The organism is Fibrisoma limi BUZ 3 (assembly GCF_000296815.2).
Taxonomy (GTDB): domain Bacteria; phylum Bacteroidota; class Bacteroidia; order Cytophagales; family Spirosomataceae; genus Fibrisoma; species Fibrisoma limi.
On record NZ_CAIT01000006.1, the window covers coordinates 1142079 to 1160291 of the forward strand.

Sequence of the window (18213 nt, forward strand, 5' to 3'; positions counted from 1 at the left end):
AAAACACTACAAACCACAAACCTCAACGTACACGCAAAAATGGCTAACCGACTCGCGAACGAAACCAGTCCATACCTCCTTCAGCATGCGCACAACCCCGTCGACTGGTATCCGTGGGGCGAAGAGGCCCTGACCAAAGCGCAGCAGGAAGACAAGCCGATTATCGTCAGCATCGGCTATTCGGCCTGCCACTGGTGCCACGTAATGGAGCGCGAGTCGTTCGAGAAGGAGCCGGTGGCGCGGGTGATGAACGAGAATTTCGTCTGCATTAAAGTAGACCGGGAAGAGCGGCCCGATGTCGACGCGATCTACATGGAGGCCGTGCAGGCCATGGGCGTTCAGGGTGGCTGGCCGCTCAACGTATTCCTGATGCCCGACGCCAAACCGTTCTACGGCGTAACGTACCTGCCCCCTCAGAACTGGGTGAACCTGCTGGGCAATATCCGCGACGCCTTCGACGAACACCGCGCCGATCTGGCGCAGTCGGCGGAGGGGTTTGCCACGGAGCTGAACTTGTCCGATTCTGAACGGTTCGGGCTGCAACCGGCCGATCCGCTATTTTCGGCCGAAACCCTCGATGTACTGTACCGGAAAGTACACGTCAAGGCCGACGATGAAAAGGGCGGCATGCGTCGCGCACCCAAATTCCCAATGCCGAGCATCTGGCAGTTTCTGCTGCGTTACTACGACAGTACGGTTGCCTCCACGACCGAGAACGAAACAGCCCTCCGGCTGGTCACGCTGACCCTCGACCGCATGGCCCTCGGCGGTATCTACGACCAGTTGGGTGGTGGGTTTGCCCGCTACTCGACCGACGCCGACTGGTTTGCGCCCCATTTCGAGAAGATGCTGTACGACAACGGGCAGTTGCTGACCCTCTACAGCGAAGCCTACAGCCTGACCAAGAGTCCGTTGTATAAGCACGTCGTGTACCAGACCATTGCGTTTGCCCAGCGCGAGCTGCTGAGTCCGGAAGGTGGCTTTTATTCGGCCCTGGATGCCGACAGCGAAGGCGTTGAAGGCAAATTCTATACGTTTACTACCTCCGAACTCCGCGATGCCCTCGGTGATGAATTCGACTGGTTTGCCGAGTTGTATAACCTCTCGGAAGACGGGAATTGGGAGCATGGCCGGAATATTCTGCACCGAACGGAAAGCGACGAATCCTTTGCTGAGCGAATGGGCTGGTCGGCGGCCGACCTCAGCGTTCGGCTCGATGCGACGCACCTGCGGCTGCTGAAAATTCGCAACGAACGTATCCGACCGGGTCTGGACGATAAGATCCTGTGCTCCTGGAATGGCCTCATGCTGAAAGGGCTGGCTACGGCCTACCGCGTTTTTGGTGAGCCGGAGTTCCTGACGCTGGCCCTGCGAAACGCCTATTTCCTGCTTCAGAAAATGCGCGACAACCGCAACGGGCGACTCTGGCACACGTACAAAGAGGGCCGCGCCCGGCAACCGGGTTTCCTGGAAGACTACGCGACCGTAATCGACGGGCTGCTGGCGTTGTATCAGGCTACGTTCACGGAAAGCTGGCTCACCGAAGCCGACCGCCTGACGCAGTACGTATTCGACAGCTTCTCGGACCCCAACGACGATCTGTTTTTCTTCACTGACAAGAACGGCGAAGAACTCATTGCCCGGCGCAAGGAACTCTTCGATAACGTGATCCCGTCGTCAAATTCCATTATGGCCGGGAATCTGTACGCCATGAGCCTGCTGCTGGAACGACCGGAGTATGCCGAACGTGCCGACCGGATGCTGGGCCGCGTGTTGCCGCTGGTACAGCAGAATGCCGATTATCTGACCAACTGGGCCGCCCTCTACGCCCTGCGGGTACGCCCCACGGCCGAAATCGCCATTATTGGTTCCGATGCGGAGACGTACCGACAACAGCTCGACTCGGAGTTTTACCCGAACAAGGTGCTGTGTGGCACGACGACAAAGAGCAGTTTGCCTCTGTTGCAGAACCGTGGCCCCATCGATGGCAAAACGGCCGTGTACGTCTGCTATAACCGGGCCTGCCAACTGCCGGTCACGAGCGTGGAAGAGGTCTGGCGAATGGTTCGATGATGAATCTGCCGGACGGTTTAGGGGTGCGAAAACAGGAGGTTTGGCAATCACCGTTTAATAACTAAATCAGGGCGTCGGCATTAGAGTGGAGTGGGAAACGCGAAGAAACACGGAAACTTCGTTCCACCCTTATTGCTCAAAACCACAATGGCCGCACCTCGTTTAATTCAGCACCTGATTGTCTTCGTTTTATTCGGCGGGCTTATGTTTGCCTGCTCGGATCACCTCAACCCGTCCATCACCCCAGGCTCCCGGGATGTGCGCCTGCGGGTAAAAACCATCACGGAGGAACTACCCAACAACAAAACCTGGGTTAGCCAGTTCAGCTACGATGCGCAGGGGCGGCTTGCCTTCATCCTGGCATTTCAGACCCCTGACAGTTCGGTAGCCCGCGTAGAGCGTACCACGTACCAGTACAATGCCCAGAACCAGCTAACTCAGGCTCAACGCCGGATTGTGACCCGCCAGCCAGCCTTTCCTCTCGATGAGGAGACACTCATCTACACCTATACTGCCACGGGGCAGGTTGCTACGCTTAATTCTACCTCGACCGCCCTGCTTTCGTTTAACTACGGGGTCGACAACAAACCAACCGGCTTCACCCGATCGTACATTGGTACCGGTGGACTGAGGGTTTCTGGCGGAGGTGGGTTTTCCTACACTGAAAACAACGTGACGGCAGCCTCAGACCGGCATTCCATTATCAGACTCGGCGGCCCTCCCAACACACCCGATTTTGGCTACTCGCTCCAAAAAACGTTTACCTACGATGATAAGGTCAATCCTTTTTTTGGGGTGTTCTTCATCCCAGCGCCAGGTGTGGAGCCTTCATTTTATACTATTCCCAGCGGTAACTATGTTGCCAAATACACGTATTTTGGTGGCATTAGTAATGTTTTAACTCTAAGCAAGAACAACGTACTAACCGAAATCACGAATGGTCTTGGGTCCAACAGCACATCGTCTGTTTACCAGTATCAGTACAATGCGGCTAACTTGCCTACGCTTAGAACGACGCTAACCAACGGTTCGCCAACAGAAACGCTTCGTTTCGAGTACGAAACGTACTGAACCGGTTTAGTCCATTACTCGCCCCAGGCCGTCAGTACGAGCGTTCGGCTGCCGCCGTGGTTACGGTGTTCGCAGAGGTAAATGCCCTGCCACGTGCCCAGATTCAGCCGACCGTTCGTTACGGGGATCAGCACTGAACTGCCGAGCAGGGCCGCTTTCAGGTGAGCGGGCATATCGTCCGAGCCTTCGTAATCGTGTTTGTAGTAGGGCGCGTTTTCGGGGACCATTTTGTTGAAGTGGGTCTCGAAATCCTGCCGGACGGTCGGGTCTGCGTTCTCGTTGATGGTCAGGCTGGCTGATGTGTGCTGAATAAACACCTGGAGCATCCCGACCCGGATCTGCTGCAGGTCCGGAAACTCCCGTTCGATGATCCGGGTAATCAGGTGAAAACCGCGCGGGTGCTCGGGCAGGCGAATGGTACGTTGAAAAACGGGCATAGGTACAAAACGGATTTAGTCTGACAAAACAACTCTATTCCGCCCGGATTGATTGCCTGTGTTAGTCTGATACGTAACGTTGGCCATTGGTTTATCGCCCGATCGCTGTCTGCTGACTTCCTGTTCACCCTACTATAAAGCCCGAGCAGTCAGTCGTCTGGCTGCTTACAGTACGATTCGCTCCCGAACGATCCTGCCGTCTTTCCAGTCCTGGATAGCAATTTCGGTGCCTTTTACGGCGGCCCAGTCAACATGGTCGAAATCAATCTGCCAGGTGGTAAACGACCGGTCGCCGGCCACAATGAACCCTTTGTTGGACAACTCACGCACGGCCGTAATTTTCGACAGTAGGTCTAATCCGCGCTGGTGATTCACGGCTTTGCCAGTCATCGTAACCCCGTCGATGTCGGCTTTTTCGATGTCGTCGTGGTAAAATTTCTCGAAGGCATCCATCGGTTTTTCTTCGTTCCTGAGCGCTACCAACTCAGTTTGCTCGGCAATAGGTCCTTCCAGGATATTGCTGATCAACAAGTCACCTGCCGCTACGTACATATAATCAATGATTGGCAGCACAAAGGTCCGCAAGAGGGCACATCGGCCCAAGTGGTGACCTACTGGTTAGCCACTTACAAAAAAGTAATGTGCGTAAGCGCACGTCCACCAACTATCGCAACGAGCAGCTAATTGCCGATTGTCCTACTCTCAGTACGTTCTATTTCCTGAGTGGCCGGTGGAAGGTCGCCATCCTCTGGAACCTGGTCAAAGGCCCTGTTCACTTCCATGAATTTTGAGGGCATTAGCCGGCGTGTCGGAGAAAATGCTGGCCCAGCAGTTGAATGAACTCAAACGGGATGGATTCATCCAGAAAACGACCTATCCCGAAATCCCGCCCTGTACGGAGTACACCCTGACCCCACTTGACGAGTCGCTGGTGCCGGTGCTGAATCAGATTTACGCCTGGGGTAGCTCAAATCAGATGACGCAACGGTTTCAGTTAACCACGGAATAACGGTCCGGCGACCCGGCGGTCCGGTGGTCCGGCACTCCGGTGGTCTGGCCTGCCCGTCAGCCTGCGGTATGACACGCTGTCCAGGTCCCATCCGGAAGGCGTTGCTCAAACCTCCTCGCTAATAACTGGTTGTACATCTTGAGACACTACCTGATTCCTGATGAATACCCACCCAGTTTCCGTTTACAATCAAGTTCCGGCCATGCTGCCGCCCGATCAGTTGTTCGGTCCGTTGTTCCACGACGTTCAGATGCAGCATGTATTTCCGGATTCGATCACCTTTGCCGACACCTACCCGCGCCAGTCGCCGGAGCGTATCCTGAGTCAGTACGAAGTTGAGCAGGGCAGTGACGAATTTCGGCTATACGAATTTGTGCAGTCGCACTTTATCGTACCGGCTCCCGTACTGGTCGATTATGTCAGCGACCAGACCTTACCGACGGCCGACCACCTGCATCAGCTCTGGGACAAGCTTACTTACCAATCGCAGCCCAACTGTTCGCTGCTTCCGGTCCCCAAGCCGTACGTTGTGCCGGGCGGACGTTTTCGGGGCATGTATTACTGGGACAGCTACTTTACCATGCTCGGTTTGAAGGTGTCTGGTCAAAATGACCTAATCCGCCACATGGTTGATAACTGTGCGTACATGATTGATACGTATGGTCACGTACCGAATGCCAATCGGAGCTACTACATCACCCGGTCGCAGCCGCCGTTTTTCGCGTACATGGTCAGACTTCTGGCCGACATCGACGGCCCCGAAATACTCACCCATTTCCTGCCGTTTTTGCAGAAAGAATATAATTTCTGGGTCGACGGTTATTTCCGGCTCGGCAAAGCGGAATCGTCATTCAGGCGGGTCATCTGCTTGCCCAATGGGGTCATTCTTAATCGCTACTGGGACGATACGCCCGCTCCCCGGCCCGAATCCTATCGCGAAGACGTAGAGCTGGCCCAGGAAGCCTTTGAACTGGGAATAGACCCTTCTGTGCTTTACCGACACATACGGGCGGCCTGCGAAACAGGCTGGGATTTTAGCTGTCGGTGGTTTGCGGATGAACAGCGGTTAGTAACCATCCGAACAACCGAAATCGTACCGGTTGACCTGAACTGTCTCCTCTATTACCTTGAACGCACCCTGGCCCTGGCGTACCGGCAAAGCAAGTTTACGGAAGCTGCCGAACGCTTCGATGCGATAGCCGCTAACCGATGCCAGACAATTCTGACCCATTTCTGGAACGAAGAAGCTGGCTTTTTCATGGACTACGACAGCGTGCGGAATCAGCATACGCCGGTTTGGTCGTTGGCGGGTCTGTTTCCGTTGTACGTTGGCATTGCCACCCCTGAACAGGCCGAACGTGTCCACGAACACGTAAAAACAAAGTTCCTGCAGGCCGGTGGGGTTGTCTCAACCCTCCACACCAGTGGCCAGCAGTGGGACGCACCGAATGGCTGGGCTCCGCTTCAATGGGTTACGTATCAGGCGCTCATTCGCTACGGGTTCGTGGATACGGCCGCCAAACTTCGGGAACGATGGCTCACCCTCAATGATACCGTGTTCCGCAACACGGGCAAAATGATGGAGAAGTACAATGTTATCAACACAAACCTGCCTGCGGGTGGTGGCGAGTACCCGAACCAGGATGGCTTTGGCTGGACGAACGGTATTTATCTGTCTCTCCAGACAAACGACGGTACGCTGGTCGACTGGGAAACGGTCCTGGCCGAACAATCACTGACGCAGTGACCACGAGGCTGATCATTCATGTCGAATCGGGATGGACACCCTACACTTTAAAAACTTCATTAACCGACGCATAGTCCTCACGGACACCGAATGGGCACTGGTTGAGCGTTGTTTCACCCCCCGGCTGCTGAAAGAAGGCGAACTGCTGCTCGAAGAAGGGCGTATCTGTACCCATCTATACTACGTAGACCAGGGCCTGCTGCGCTTTTTCGTCTGGAAAGAGGGGGTGGACAAAACCAAGTTTTTCACCTTCGACGACTACCTGTTTACGTCGCAATACAGCTTCTCGACCCGCAAACCGGCAACGGAAAACATTCAGGCCATCGAGGATTGTACGCTGCTTCAGGTGACCTACAGCGACCTGCAAACGCTATACGAACAGATACCCAACTGGCGAAAATTCATCCAGTCGGTGATTCAGGAAGTGAGCCACTTTACGGAGGAGATCCTGACCGAGCTCCAAACCGAAACGGCCGAAAATCGGTATCGGCGTATGCTTACGGAAGAGCCGGCCATGATTCAGCGCATACCGCTCAAATACCTGGCTTCGTACCTGGGCATCGCCCCGCAGTCGCTGAGCCGGATTCGGAAAAATATAACGAACTTAACATAGGTGAAGTAGCCGCCGTTTCGTGGTCCCGAACTTTGTGGTACACAATTCAGACAGACCCATGAACCGTATGCTTACCATTACGTTTCTTGCCGCGGCCATGACCGCTCAGGCCCAGCAAAGCAATACGCATTTCAGCAACACCCTCGAAACCACCGCTTCTGCCGAACGGATCTGGCAGATCTGGACCGACGTACCGAACTGGAAGGAATGGGACAGTGGCTTACAATCGGCGGAACTACGGGGACCGTTTCAAGTCGGAACGAAAGGGGTGCTGATCCCGGACAAAGGCCCCCGATCGACGTTCGTTATTGATTCGATCGTACCGAACGAGTCGTACACCTTCCGAACGAAGCTTCCGCTCGGCTCGCTGTACGTCAGGCGTTACCTAACCAGCGACGCCGGTAAAACGCGGTTTACGCATGAGGTCTGGTTTACGGGCCTGACCAAAAGGTTGTTTGCCAAAGCCCTGGGCAGAAACTACCGGGCCATGCTACCTGACGTGATGAAGAAGATTAACGCCATTGCTCTTAATAATGAGTGAAAGAGTGAATGAGTGAAAGAGCGAAGTACACGCCAAGGTACTGACCTCAAACTAACGTTTACGATCATCTTTATTCAGCAAGTTACTTGCATCACTGCCCGGCGGCCCGATCTACACAAATTCACTCTTTCACTCATTCGCTCTTTACCTCTTTCGCTCTTTACCTCTTTCGCTCTTTCACTCATTCCCCTTCCCCTCCCCCCTATGCACTCCATTCATACCGCCACCCTCGACGGCGTCAGGATTCATGCCGTTAACTGTGGCTTCGTGAAGGTCAAGCGATCGCACCGCAGTCCGAGTATGGGAGCGCCCATTATTCTGCTCGATCCATTCTGGACGGAGTGGCTGCCTATCTGGGTGTGGGTGATCGAGCATCCGGAAGGCGTTATCGTGATCGACACCGGCGAAAATCAACGCGTAACCAACTCCGGTTATTTCGACTGCGGGGGTGCCGACGGCTGGGTGACTAAACACATTCTTCGCTTCAGGGTTCAGGAGCAACTGGAGATCGGCTATCAGTTAAAAACGCTGGGCATCCACCCCGAAGCTGTACGCTGGGTGGTCCTGACGCACCTGCACATTGATCATACCGACGGCCTCAAATTCTTTCCCAAAGCCAACATTCTGGTGTCGCGGAAAGAATATGAGCAACCCTACGGCTCGGTTCCCTGTACGTTTCCCCGTTGGTTCAACCCGCGCAAGATTGACTTTTCGCAATCCAATAAGCACTTCGACGGGGCGTATCCGCTGACTTCCGATGGCCGGGTGATTATCGTTCCAACACATGGCCACTCGCACGGTCACCAGTCGGTTATTTTCCGCGGCTCTACCGTCGATTTTTTCTTTGCGGGCGATACGACGTTTACCGAACAGCAACTCCTCGACCGTCAGGTAGCGGGCATCTGCGTCGATAAAGCAGCCGCCCGACGAACTCTAGACGCGATACGTTCGTACTGCCAGGAGCGGCCCACCGTCTATCTACCGACCCACGACGCCCGGTCTGCCGAACGGCTCAGAAACAGGCAGGTCGTTCCCGCTCATTTCACAACCACGCTCCGGTAGTCATACGTCAGCGTTGCGAATATGCCCAAGCCACCTCTAATGTTGCTGATCACCTCACCGGATGCGGCAAACGGGTTGACATTAGCCTGTCGGGCACTCTGCACCGTAGTCAGGAATTTGTAGTAATCCTCCGTGCAGTGATACAGCGTCGCGTGGATGGTATCTCCCGGCTTGAAGGTGTAACCGGAGCCCCAGTTAATTTCTTCACCGTTTGAGAAGGCATCGTCGAGCAATGCATCCAGCGACAGCGTATCTACGCGAATATTCCGGGTCAGTGTCAGGCGGTAGTAGTTCTTCTGCTGCGGGTTATCGTCAAACTTGGTCAGGCCGTAGGCTTCGCCTTTGTTGTTGAATTCAGGCGTAATGCTCTTGATGGCGACGGGCTTGATAAACCGCGTCGTGGCCGTCAGCGTACGCCCCCGCTTATCCGTGACCGTCAGGGTGTACGGCGATTCGTAGCTGGCCTTGATACGCCTGGGGCTGCTGTAATTGTAGGACTTTCCGGTAGCGCGGTCCACAAACGGTACGTTCGGAATGGTATCGTTCTGCCCCTGATGCGACAGCACGACGGTCGCCCCATCGACCAGGGGCAGGCTGGCTACGTCCAGATACCCCCGGCTTTCGAGCAACGTCAGGCGCACCGGCTGGCCATCTTCGAGGTAACATTCCACGACGAGTTTAGGCTCGTAGGGTGGCAGATCAACGTCAATATCCTGCTGGCAGGCCGCTAATCCCAGGCCTGCCAAGACGGCAAGTATGTACGTTTGTTTTATTCGTTTCATGATTGTGGTCGTGTTAAAACCGGAAATTGTAGGTAACGGAAGGCAAAAGCGGGAACAACGTAATGGCACGCGCCCGAAACCGGCCGGTAGGCTCGCCCTCGGCGTTTTCTTCAGCCTGATACGTGATCAGGTACGGATTCAGGCGGTTGTAGGCGTTCGTTACGTTAACCGTGATGTCAGTCTCACCCCGTCTCGGACGAAACTTATACACGAAACCCAGATCCAGACGATGATAAGACGGCATGCGGAAGTTGTTGCGGCTCGGAAACTCGGGTACCACCTGATCAGTCGGGTTCTCGACGCGCACGTACGGATTGTCCATCGACACGTAGCGGCCCGTGGCCAGCGATACGGCATTGCCCGTATTGTAGACCCACGTAGCCGACAGCGTTAAGCGAGGCCGTAGCTGATACATCGCTACCACAGAAATATCGTGCCGACGATCATACCGCGGGAAGAAGCGTTTCCCGCCGTCGATGTCCTTGAATTCCCGCCAGGTCCAGGCCAGCGTGTAGCCGACCCAGCCGCGGAGCCGCCCTGCCGTTTTTTCCAGGTAAATTTCATTGCCGTAGGCGCTGCCGTTGCCGAACACAAACTCGTTCTCCAGCCGGTCGTTGGCAAAGAGCTGCGCGCCCGTTCTGAAGTCGACAACCTGACGCAGCCGTTTGTAGTACACCTCGTTGGTCAGCAGGAACGTGTTGCCAATGTTCCAGGTCAGGGCCGCGGCCAGTTGGTCGCTGTATTCGGGCTTGATCTTCGCGGTCGATGGGTACCAGATGTCGGTTGGCAGAGCCGCTCCCGAACTGACGACCAGGTGACGATACTGCACCATCCGGGCGTAGCTGGCCTTGAGCGATACCGACGGACTGAAGGCATAGCGGGCCGAGATACGGGGTTCAGGCGCATTATAGCCCGCGCTGTCCTGCCGAAAACCTGACCAGCGTAAACCGGCGCTGAGCTTCAGCTTCGGTGTTACGTCCCAGTCGTCGCTGACGAACAGGCCCCCTTCCCAGACCCGCGGCTTTTCGCCCGTATCAATGTTTTCTTCCGGTTTGGCGCTCGAAATATTCACCCGCGAGATCGAGAACCGGCTTCGGGTCAACTCCCCGCCGAACGTGACCGTATGCCGGGGATTCGGTTGCCACGATACGCGCTCTTTCAACACAAAATCCTCGATGCCCGACCCAATATTAAACGTGAATCGGTCAAAGGTGGACACTAAGCGGTAATCATATTGGGCGTAATGACCGGACGTATGGCTATTCCAGCGCGCATCCTTCGACGTTTGATGCCAGTGCAACGACACGGCCGTGTTGCCCCAGTCGAACGTACTGCGGAACACATCAGAGGGCAGATGGAACCGATCGCGGCCCGTGTAGGCACTCAGAAAAAGTCGGCTCCGGTCATTGATGGTATAATCAATACGTCCGTTCAGGTCGTAGAAGTAATACCGGGGGATCGGGTTTGTATTGGGCCGGTCGCCGTTGCGTCGGTTGATGGCTTCGGTGAACACATCGGCATAGGTCCGTCGACCCGCTACATTGAATTTGATTTTGTTGCCAATAGGCCCGGTCAGGTTTAATCGGGATGCAATCAGACCGATTCCGCCCCCCACGTGAAAACTACTGTCTCTGGGTGTCAGCGACGTAACGTCAACCACCGACGACAGCCGACCACTGTACTCGGCCGGGAAGCCAGCTTTGTACAGCGCTACGTTTTTGACCGCATCAATGTTGAACGTACTGAAGAAGCCGAACATGTGGCTGGGATTGTACACCGTCGTGCCGTCGTATTGAAACAGGTTCTGGTCGGTGCTGCCCCCCCGGACACTGATGCCGCTCGTTCCCTCGCCCGTCGATTTAACGCCCGGCTTCAGTTGCAGCACTTTGATCAGGTCCACTTCGCCAAACACGACGGGCAGCGACAAGGCCGTTTTGCGATCCACTACGTCCACGCTCGTCTGCGTCGACATCACCTTGTCCTGGTTGCTCTGTCCCGTTACCACCACCTCACTGAGCTGATTGTCGGCCGCTTTCAGCCGGACATTGATGACTTCGTTGCGGCTTAGATTCACCGTAATACGCTGCGCTACGTAGCCCAGATACGAGATGCGTAACGTTTGTTTACCGGCCGCTACCGATAAAGCGAAGCGGCCGTCGCTATCCGTTCGGGCACCGCTGCCGGCTCGTTCCAGCACCGTAATGGTTGCACCTGCAAGGCCCACTCCGGAAGCCGCATCGCTTACCTGTCCGGTGACCGTCAGGTAGGACTGGGCCTGGGCGGCACTACTCAGTAGAAGAAAGAAAAGAAGGCAAATTTTCATGGTGTTGATTGGTTCGTATCGTCTTGATGGGCTTTCCAAAGCAGCTATTGAACCCTTCCGCCGACGGGTAACCCGCTTGGCACCTGACCTGGAATGGATTTGTCGAAGCTGTTATCCGTAAGGGCGTGCATGAATTCGATCAGATCGTTGCTGAGGGTTACCCGAGGACGTAGCAGCGAATCGAGCTGACTGACCGATACGTTTGCGTTCAGTTGTTCGCCGTCCCGGACGCGGTCGTAGAATGTCAGTACGTCGGCAAGGGATTGCTGTTTTCCATTGTGCATGTAGGGTGCCGTCAGGGCGATGTTTCGCAGCGTTGGGGTCCGGAAGGCGTATGTGTTGTCTTTGCCCTTGTCGGAGAAGCCCAGTTTTTCGTTGTCGGCAACCCCCAGTACGTGCGCTTTGTAGTCGCTGAACATGGGTCCGCTGTGGCAGGTGTTGCAGCCGTTCTGGATAAACAGCACCATGCCCCGTTTCTGCGCTTCGGTCATGGCCGAGGCATCCCCGCGCCGGTAGCGATCGAACGGGGCGTTGTTGGCAACCAGCGTCCGCTCGAATGCCGCGATGGCCTTCCCCAGGTTCTGGGCCGTGATGGCGTTATTCCCACCAAACACCGTCCTGAACGACTCGCGGTACGTCGCGATGGCACGTAGCCGGGCCAGCACACTATCAATGGCGTTTGCTTCGGTGAACACGTGGCCGCGCATTTCTTCAAAAGCCGCAATTGGCAGCAGCGACTGCGCTTCCAGCGACTGGGTCCGCAGGTCGTAGAACATAGGGGCCGTAGCGGGATTGTACTGTCCGTGGGCGTTCATGCCGTTGAAGGCGACGTTCAGCAGCGTGGGGGTATTGCGTTTAGTGAACGGGACCGCGCCGGGCGAGCGAAACCGGCGACTCTTGCCCAGGCCCTCACCGCCCACGCCAATCGGCAAATCCAGGCCATCGCCATAGCCGAAATCCGGGTGGTGGCAGGTCGCGCAGGACACGTCCTTGTCGCCCGACAGAATCGGATCATAAAACAGGGCCTTACCTAAAGCGACCTTTTCGGGCGTACGTGGATTGTCGGCCGGATCAATCACCGCCTGGGGTAAGGCACCAATGGATTCGTCGGGATTCACCTCCAGGCCATTCGACTGGCAGGAATACACCGTCGTGCCAAACACAAGGATACTGGCGAATAAAGAGAAGGTTTTTAGCGTTGTCATGGCGTTGCTTCAAAGCGTGTAACCAAGGGATAAAGCGACGTTATCGCGTATGGAGAGTCGGCCATTTTCCGGCTTGAACAACACCCGGTTTTCGAGGCCAATGTGGTAGCGGGTTTTGATTCGCCAGCCGAGACCAACCGTCGCACTGGGCAGGATGTTGGTAAAGGTTTCGTCGATGACGTAGTCCGGGAAGCGAACCCGCATCCGCTCCCTCCAGTACTGAGCGCCAACCCCGAGCGACGCCGAGAATGCCCTGCCGACCTGATAGCGGTAGCCTACGTTTAAAAGGCCGATGTTGGCCGTGAAGGCCTCTTTTTCGAAAAAGCGCGTATAGCCGACCTGCGTAAAGAAGGCATTTTTTGTCGACCGAAGGGACATACTGACTTCCGCCCGCAAGCCGGCACCCAGGCCGTACAGATTCGATTTGGGTAGTTGCGCATTCAGAACACCGTCCGCCCAGATTGTGTAGCGAAGCGGCTGCTGAGCCAGTGCCGACTGGCTGGCGACTACAAGGAGGCATATAAATACGTGTTTTTTCATGGGAGTGTTTCTATTTCTCCAGCGGACGATTTAGATCGCCCGCCAGCAAAGGACACGAGTAATCCCGGGCAGCGCGTTTTTGACGCCTGCAACTTCATTTCAGGAAATCAGTGGATGGGCTATTAACCGTCTAGCCAGGCTTTGAACGCTGGAGCTTTTTCGCGGCTGACGAGTACCTCCTGCGCTGTTTCGGGCCGGAGTTCAACCTTGAGCTTGCCGTTGAAATACGTGTGAATCTTCTGAATGGCCGTCACCTGCGCGATGAACTGCCGGTTGAGCCGGAAGAACTGAAGCGGGTCAACCAGGGCTTCGAGTTCTTCGAGGGTGTAATCGACCAGATACTGCCGCCCGTCGCGCCCGACCAGACACGACAGCTCGTTGGCGGTGTAGAAATACGCTACCTGATCCTGCGCAATGGGAATTAGCTGCTCGCCGTTTTTGACCAGAAACCGCGTCTTGTGCGTCTTTCGCGTCATTTCCAGACTATCGAGCAGCGACTCGACCTTCTTTGCATACGCCTGTGGCGAAAAGTCCTGCTTCAGTTCCTGGTACTTTTTGATGGCATCGGCCAGTTCGGGCAGTTTAATCGGTTTCAGGAGGTAATCAATGCTCTTGACCCGAAACGCCTTGATCGCATACTCATCGTACGAGGTCGTGAAGATGATGGGACTGTGGGCCGGGAACGATTCGAAAATCTGGAAGCTCAGACCATCCGACAACTGAATATCGGAGAAGATCAGATCCACCGGCTGGCCGATTTTAAACCACTGCTTCGCCGACTCCACGCTTTCCAGAACCCCGACAATCTCCACCCGCGGGTCCAGCTTCCGAATCAGCTTTTCGAGTCGTTCTGCTGCCGGGTATTCGTCTTCGATGATCAGTGCTTTCATGGGTCAAGGTGGGAAAGAGTTAAAGAGTGAATTAGCGAAAGAGTGAAAGAGTGAATGGTCGGGCCGACGGGCAGTGATCAATGCAGCTAATTCGTCCAAGGGTGATCGTAAATGGAAGTTTGGGGTTAGTATCCTGATGTCTAATTCACTCTTTCGCTCTTTCGCTAATTAAGTAAGAGTGGAATTTTCACCGTGAACAGGCCTCCGCTACGTATCACCTCCACCTGCCGGTCGGTCAGCAGACTGTAGCGGTTGATGATGTTTTGCAGGCCAACCCGCGTCGACTTCTCCAAAATTGTCTTTTCCTGAATGTTATTTTCTACAATCAGGTACTGATCGCCCTCCTGCTGAATCCTGATCTTCAACGGATTCTCTTTCGAGACGACATTATGCTTGATCGCGTTCTCGATGAGCATTTGCAGGCTCAGGGGCGTTACGTACTGGCGATACGCATTCGGCGACAAGATTTTCTCAACCTGAAGATTATCCCGAAACCGGATCTTATTAAGGTAGATGTAAGCGTCCAGGAACCCGATCTCTTCTTCCAGCGGCACCGTGTTTTTGCTGCGGCTGACCAGCACGTAGCGGTAGACATCCGACAGGCGTTCGAGGTACTGCTGCGCATTCACGTTCTCATCGTCAATCAGGGCCGCCAGCGTGTTGAGGCTGTTGAAGAGGAAGTGCGGGTCGAGCTGGTTCTTCAGCACTTCCAGTTGTGACTGAACGCTTTCGCGAGCCAGGGCTTCGGTTTTGCGGACGTTTGCTTTCCAGGCCTCGAAAAAGTACACGGCTTCGTAGACCAGGTACACCACCACCGTTGGGACCAGACTCGTGCGAAAGCCGGTGAACGGATCAATCTGCTTGCCAAAAAGTGCTTTGCAAACGACTTCGTCCAGCAGATACGTAGCTACAAACGTGTAGACCAGGGCCAGCGCTCCTTCACCCAGCAGTCGTCTGGTGGTCTGGTTGTAATTCGGAAATGCACGGCGCATGTAGATCATGATCCATCGGTTGCCTTCCCACACCAAAAGCGTTGTACAAAATCCGACGAACAGGTGCATCCAGATAGTTGGGTTAAGCTCCCGAAACTCGTCGGCGTGCAGGAGAGCCGGAACCAGGAAGCCGAAGAGGGGGATACCAACCAACCGTAGCATCTGGTCATTCAGTGTATAAGGTTTCGCGTCCGTTGTTTCCATCAGATAACTACCTCGGTATGAAGGCACTGTAAGTTACTACTTTTTACGAAGTCCAAAGGTATAGCCAATCGTTACATTGGCCAGCAGGCCGCCCGTTCCCGGAAAGCCCTGCGAAGCCGCCTTGTAGGTTTCAGTGCGTTCGGTCACCCGGTTGGTGTAGGTCAGCTTGTTGTTATCCAGCGAACTCCAGACGTTCGGCCAGTAGCGGACGCTCGGCATGACCAGAATCCCGGCGAGGGCGTTGTCTTGTTTGCGGAACGGATAATAGCGGTAGTACGCACCCAGACCCAGCGTCACGGTCCGGTACGACGTAACGCGGTTACTGGCTACCTGCGGCTGCCCGTCGTAATACACCTCGTAGAAGTGCAGCTTCGGCTCAAACCGCAGATCGAGCCCTGGGGTGATGCGGTAGCCTACCCCGATACCCAGCGTTGACGTGAGTTTTTCAGAAAGCTTCTGATCCTGAGCGACCAACGAAGCCGACTGCCCGCTCAGTGTAATGTTGAAACCATGCGAGTAGTCGAATACCATCCGATTAGTCGTGTATTCGGCCTGAACGTTGAAGCCACCAAGCAGCAGTTGGCTCACCCCTCCGCCCAGCGTGAAGCGATTTGAGTACGGAAAGGGCGTTGAGCGAACCGGCTGGTTCTGCGCAGAGACGGAAGCTATGGTTCCAAGGATGGCCACCAGGGTAAAGAGGGTAATCGTTGACGCTTTCATGGTATGTTTTGTTTTCGGTTGACGATCTGTTTTGTCGCGTTGACGAATCAAAATTGGCGACGACAGCTACGTTCTGAAAGCCGGTTGGGGGTCAACCGACGGAATACCGGGGGCGAAGCGTTTGGGAACCAGGGGTGAACTGAAGGGAAGTTTCCGCGAAGTCGGACCAGGAACGATACCGGTTCAGGTTTCAAACCTGACGGCATGACACCGCTCGTCCATTTCTGTTACATGAATCCGGGCTTTTTTCAGCCGGGAAGCCGACTACCATTCGGAAAGGGGCATAAAAAAAGCCCGGCCTTGAGGCTGGGCAGTGCGCGTTAAACACATATAAAACGCCCCTCGGCCCGCTTTATTGTGTACGCTGATAGAGAAGACTGCTTATTTTTCACTTTTTTAAGCCACCTGTTTAATCGACCTGGCTGATGCTAGTCAATACGTTCACCGCTTATGGGATTGCAGCCAGCGGTCTATGACCTGTGTTACGTTAAATGTTACGCCCTTAAAGCGCTCGGGGGGCGTAGTCGCCAGCGCCTGCCTGAGCCGGTAGACATTCGGGTAGAAATCAACACCCATATCCTGAAACTGCTCATCGATGGCCCGCAGCACCCGTTCAATCCCGTACATATCGAAGCTCCAGTTCTGCAGGTTGTTACTATCCCGGATGTCGGCGGCAATCGACGTAGCCAGAGGTAACAGGCTTTCGTTAAGCGCCTTCGCAAACGCTTCCTTCTGCGTCACCTCGTTACCATCCAAAAAATAATACACCTCCCGGGCTGTCCGCTCATGGTCCAGCAGAGCCAGAATCTGAGCTTCCCAATCGGGATGCGCCTTAACCTTCTCAAGGGCTGCCTGCCGAACATCTTCGTATTGAAACCGGTTGGTGTAGCTCAGTATGTTTATGATCGGGTCCTTACTCGTCTGCGAGGCAATGTAGTCCAGGTTTTGCTGATGCCATTGATCCTGCTGCTGTTGCATACTTTCCAACTCAGCCTGGGCTCTGGCGGCTGAGTCCCGCTCATAGCCCACTAAGAGCCCTCCGCAGTAAAGTCCGCTGAGCAGTAGTCCCAAGAAGAAAGGAACTCTGACCGTCGTGAGCGAAAGACTGGTCAGCCACTCAGCGTTCAGGGAGATCAAACAGGTTGCCAGCCAGAGCAACGGCATCCAGATCTGGCCGTGCCAGACGGCTATGGTGTGTAAAAACTGGGGGTACGTCAGATCGTCATCACTGTGCCACTCCCATTTGAATACCGCACAGAAAAAGGTAGTTACGACCACGCACAGCCAGGCGATCAGCACCACCGCCGTACGCCCGGAGGTACCATTGGCCACCCAGTAAAAATTACCTTTGATCAGTAATGTAAGGGTCAAGGCCAGACTACTGAGTGCAAAGCCGAGTCCGAGAAAAGCCAGACCAAGCCCATAGCCCATGGCATTTTCGCCGACCAGCGTAGGTTTGGAAGCGGTGAGCATGGCCAAACCAAGCCAGAAAAGTAGGGTAATCAGAAAGAAGATGACACTAGCCATGATGGTATGCTGCAATTCATACCCAAAGGTGTGGTGCTATACGAATAGGATCAATTAAATCAGGTCGACTGACGCAGAACCCGTTATGTATCGTAGTAAATACATTCTTAACCGTAGGCAGACCGCACTCCGCTGTCGGGTTCATGGTTAGTCTTCGATGGGAAAGCTGGTTTATAGGCGCTGGATTGCGGCTAAAAAGACAAACCCGGTCTCAAACCGGACCGGGTGTTCCAACCTTCTCTATTATGAACAGTATACTAATTACAAGTTACGGTGGTTGACTTTTAATGAAGTAGTTAAGTTACGGTGGTCATTAGACCTTTTACTGAACATGATGTACGGTGGCTTGCGTCATGTTCGTTGCACAAAGGTTTATTAGCCGGGTTAAATCGAAATTAGTCAGGAATTAAGTGTTGATTAAGATCACCTGCTCAGCCGGATCGGTAGCGTTTTCCCATCTGAAAGGATTACTGATTG

Annotated in this window: 18 protein-coding genes; 8 read left to right on the forward strand and 10 right to left on the reverse strand. The window is 54.7% G+C overall.

Going from position 1 to position 18213, the window contains the following annotated elements:
• The first annotated feature begins 39 nt into the window (after nt 1-39).
• The gene (locus BN8_RS12725; RefSeq protein WP_009282286.1) at nt 40-2073 is read left to right on the forward strand and encodes a thioredoxin domain-containing protein; all 2034 of its coding nucleotides are present in this window, start codon (nt 40-42) and stop codon (nt 2071-2073) included.
• 147 nt (nt 2074-2220) lie between these two features.
• Nucleotides 2221-3144: a hypothetical protein gene (locus tag BN8_RS12730; RefSeq protein WP_009282287.1), complete on the forward strand. Its 924-nt coding sequence runs from the start codon at nt 2221-2223 to the stop codon at nt 3142-3144.
• 14 nt (nt 3145-3158) lie between these two features.
• Here BN8_RS12730 and BN8_RS12735 read toward each other — a convergent pair whose 3' ends face one another.
• Nucleotides 3159-3581, reverse strand: a complete 423-nt coding sequence (locus tag BN8_RS12735; protein ID WP_009282288.1) for a secondary thiamine-phosphate synthase enzyme YjbQ — start codon at nt 3579-3581, stop codon at nt 3159-3161.
• A 165-nt stretch (nt 3582-3746) separates the two neighbouring features.
• Nucleotides 3747-4154 carry a nuclear transport factor 2 family protein gene (locus tag BN8_RS12740; protein ID WP_144051652.1) on the reverse strand — a complete coding sequence of 136 codons (408 nt, stop codon included), beginning with the start codon at nt 4152-4154 and terminating at the stop codon, nt 3747-3749.
• A 68-nt stretch (nt 4155-4222) separates the two neighbouring features.
• Between BN8_RS12740 and BN8_RS33500 the strand changes: the two genes are divergently transcribed.
• The 6 genes from BN8_RS33500 to BN8_RS12765 all read left to right on the forward strand — a co-directional run bounded on the left by BN8_RS33500 (nt 4223) and on the right by BN8_RS12765 (nt 8553).
• Complete coding sequence (locus BN8_RS33500; protein ID WP_202806388.1) at nt 4223-4372, forward strand: hypothetical protein; 150 nt, start codon at nt 4223-4225, stop codon at nt 4370-4372.
• The gene (locus BN8_RS33505) at nt 4369-4590 is read left to right on the forward strand and encodes a winged helix-turn-helix transcriptional regulator (protein ID WP_202806389.1); all 222 of its coding nucleotides are present in this window, start codon (nt 4369-4371) and stop codon (nt 4588-4590) included. The genes BN8_RS33500 and BN8_RS33505 overlap by 4 nt, the downstream gene beginning before the upstream one ends.
• 160 nt (nt 4591-4750) lie before the next feature.
• The gene (gene treF, locus BN8_RS12750; protein ID WP_009282291.1) at nt 4751-6337 is read left to right on the forward strand and encodes an alpha,alpha-trehalase TreF; all 1587 of its coding nucleotides are present in this window, start codon (nt 4751-4753) and stop codon (nt 6335-6337) included.
• A 31-nt stretch (nt 6338-6368) separates the two neighbouring features.
• A complete protein-coding gene (locus BN8_RS12755) occupies nt 6369-6950 on the forward strand; it encodes a Crp/Fnr family transcriptional regulator (protein WP_009282292.1) in 582 nt (193 codons plus the stop codon).
• Nucleotides 6951-7008: 58 nt separating this feature from the next.
• On the forward strand, nt 7009-7491 hold the full coding sequence (locus tag BN8_RS12760) for an SRPBCC family protein (RefSeq protein WP_009282293.1): 483 nt from the start codon (nt 7009-7011) through the stop codon (nt 7489-7491).
• Nucleotides 7492-7695: 204 nt separating this feature from the next.
• Nucleotides 7696-8553 carry an N-acyl homoserine lactonase family protein gene (locus BN8_RS12765; protein WP_009282294.1) on the forward strand — a complete coding sequence of 286 codons (858 nt, stop codon included), beginning with the start codon at nt 7696-7698 and terminating at the stop codon, nt 8551-8553.
• Here BN8_RS12765 and BN8_RS12770 read toward each other — a convergent pair.
• From BN8_RS12770 to BN8_RS12805, 8 genes are all read right to left on the reverse strand, one after another.
• Nucleotides 8529-9335 (reverse strand): DUF4249 domain-containing protein, encoded by an 807-nt coding sequence (locus tag BN8_RS12770; protein WP_009282295.1) that lies wholly within the window; start codon nt 9333-9335, stop codon nt 8529-8531. The two genes, BN8_RS12765 and BN8_RS12770, sit on opposite strands and share 25 nt — an antisense overlap.
• A gap of 13 nt (nt 9336-9348) precedes the next feature.
• The gene (locus tag BN8_RS12775) at nt 9349-11658 is read right to left on the reverse strand and encodes a TonB-dependent receptor (RefSeq protein WP_009282296.1); all 2310 of its coding nucleotides are present in this window, start codon (nt 11656-11658) and stop codon (nt 9349-9351) included.
• 44 nt (nt 11659-11702) lie between these two features.
• Entirely contained in the window at nt 11703-12863 is a 1161-nt protein-coding gene (locus BN8_RS12780) for a cytochrome-c peroxidase (RefSeq protein WP_009282297.1), read from the reverse strand.
• A 9-nt stretch (nt 12864-12872) separates the two neighbouring features.
• The gene (locus BN8_RS12785; protein WP_009282298.1) at nt 12873-13403 is read right to left on the reverse strand and encodes a putative outer membrane beta-barrel protein; all 531 of its coding nucleotides are present in this window, start codon (nt 13401-13403) and stop codon (nt 12873-12875) included.
• Nucleotides 13404-13525: 122 nt separating this feature from the next.
• Nucleotides 13526-14293 carry a LytR/AlgR family response regulator transcription factor gene (locus tag BN8_RS12790; protein ID WP_009282299.1) on the reverse strand — a complete coding sequence of 256 codons (768 nt, stop codon included), beginning with the start codon at nt 14291-14293 and terminating at the stop codon, nt 13526-13528.
• A gap of 164 nt (nt 14294-14457) precedes the next feature.
• The gene (locus BN8_RS12795; RefSeq protein ID WP_009282300.1) at nt 14458-15489 is read right to left on the reverse strand and encodes a sensor histidine kinase; all 1032 of its coding nucleotides are present in this window, start codon (nt 15487-15489) and stop codon (nt 14458-14460) included.
• Nucleotides 15490-15525: 36 nt separating this feature from the next.
• On the reverse strand, nt 15526-16209 hold the full coding sequence (locus tag BN8_RS12800) for a hypothetical protein (protein ID WP_009282301.1): 684 nt from the start codon (nt 16207-16209) through the stop codon (nt 15526-15528).
• A gap of 441 nt (nt 16210-16650) precedes the next feature.
• Entirely contained in the window at nt 16651-17736 is a 1086-nt protein-coding gene (locus tag BN8_RS12805) for a hypothetical protein (protein ID WP_040005779.1), read from the reverse strand.
• Nucleotides 17737-18213 lie beyond the last annotated feature (477 nt).

What these genes read in the sequence shown, in the direction of transcription:
- BN8_RS12765 (WP_009282294.1), top strand. Translation starts at nt 7,696, where the DNA reads ATGCACTCCATTCATACCGCCACCCTCGACGGCGTCAGGATTCATGCC.
- BN8_RS12800 (WP_009282301.1), bottom strand. Translation starts at nt 16,209, where the DNA reads ATGAAAGCGTCAACGATTACCCTCTTTACCCTGGTGGCCATCCTTGGA.
- BN8_RS12735 (WP_009282288.1), bottom strand. Translation starts at nt 3,581, where the DNA reads ATGCCCGTTTTTCAACGTACCATTCGCCTGCCCGAGCACCCGCGCGGT.
- BN8_RS12790 (WP_009282299.1), bottom strand. Translation starts at nt 14,293, where the DNA reads ATGAAAGCACTGATCATCGAAGACGAATACCCGGCAGCAGAACGACTC.
- BN8_RS12795 (WP_009282300.1), bottom strand. Translation starts at nt 15,489, where the DNA reads ATGGAAACAACGGACGCGAAACCTTATACACTGAATGACCAGATGCTA.
- BN8_RS12755 (WP_009282292.1), top strand. Translation starts at nt 6,369, where the DNA reads ATGGACACCCTACACTTTAAAAACTTCATTAACCGACGCATAGTCCTC.
- BN8_RS12730 (WP_009282287.1), top strand. Translation starts at nt 2,221, where the DNA reads ATGGCCGCACCTCGTTTAATTCAGCACCTGATTGTCTTCGTTTTATTC.
- BN8_RS12760 (WP_009282293.1), top strand. Translation starts at nt 7,009, where the DNA reads ATGAACCGTATGCTTACCATTACGTTTCTTGCCGCGGCCATGACCGCT.
- BN8_RS12780 (WP_009282297.1), bottom strand. Translation starts at nt 12,863, where the DNA reads ATGACAACGCTAAAAACCTTCTCTTTATTCGCCAGTATCCTTGTGTTT.
- treF (WP_009282291.1), top strand. Translation starts at nt 4,751, where the DNA reads ATGAATACCCACCCAGTTTCCGTTTACAATCAAGTTCCGGCCATGCTG.
- BN8_RS12805 (WP_040005779.1), bottom strand. Translation starts at nt 17,736, where the DNA reads ATGGCTAGTGTCATCTTCTTTCTGATTACCCTACTTTTCTGGCTTGGT.
- BN8_RS12785 (WP_009282298.1), bottom strand. Translation starts at nt 13,403, where the DNA reads ATGAAAAAACACGTATTTATATGCCTCCTTGTAGTCGCCAGCCAGTCG.
- BN8_RS12775 (WP_009282296.1), bottom strand. Translation starts at nt 11,658, where the DNA reads ATGAAAATTTGCCTTCTTTTCTTTCTTCTACTGAGTAGTGCCGCCCAG.
- BN8_RS12725 (WP_009282286.1), top strand. Translation starts at nt 40, where the DNA reads ATGGCTAACCGACTCGCGAACGAAACCAGTCCATACCTCCTTCAGCAT.
- BN8_RS12770 (WP_009282295.1), bottom strand. Translation starts at nt 9,335, where the DNA reads ATGAAACGAATAAAACAAACGTACATACTTGCCGTCTTGGCAGGCCTG.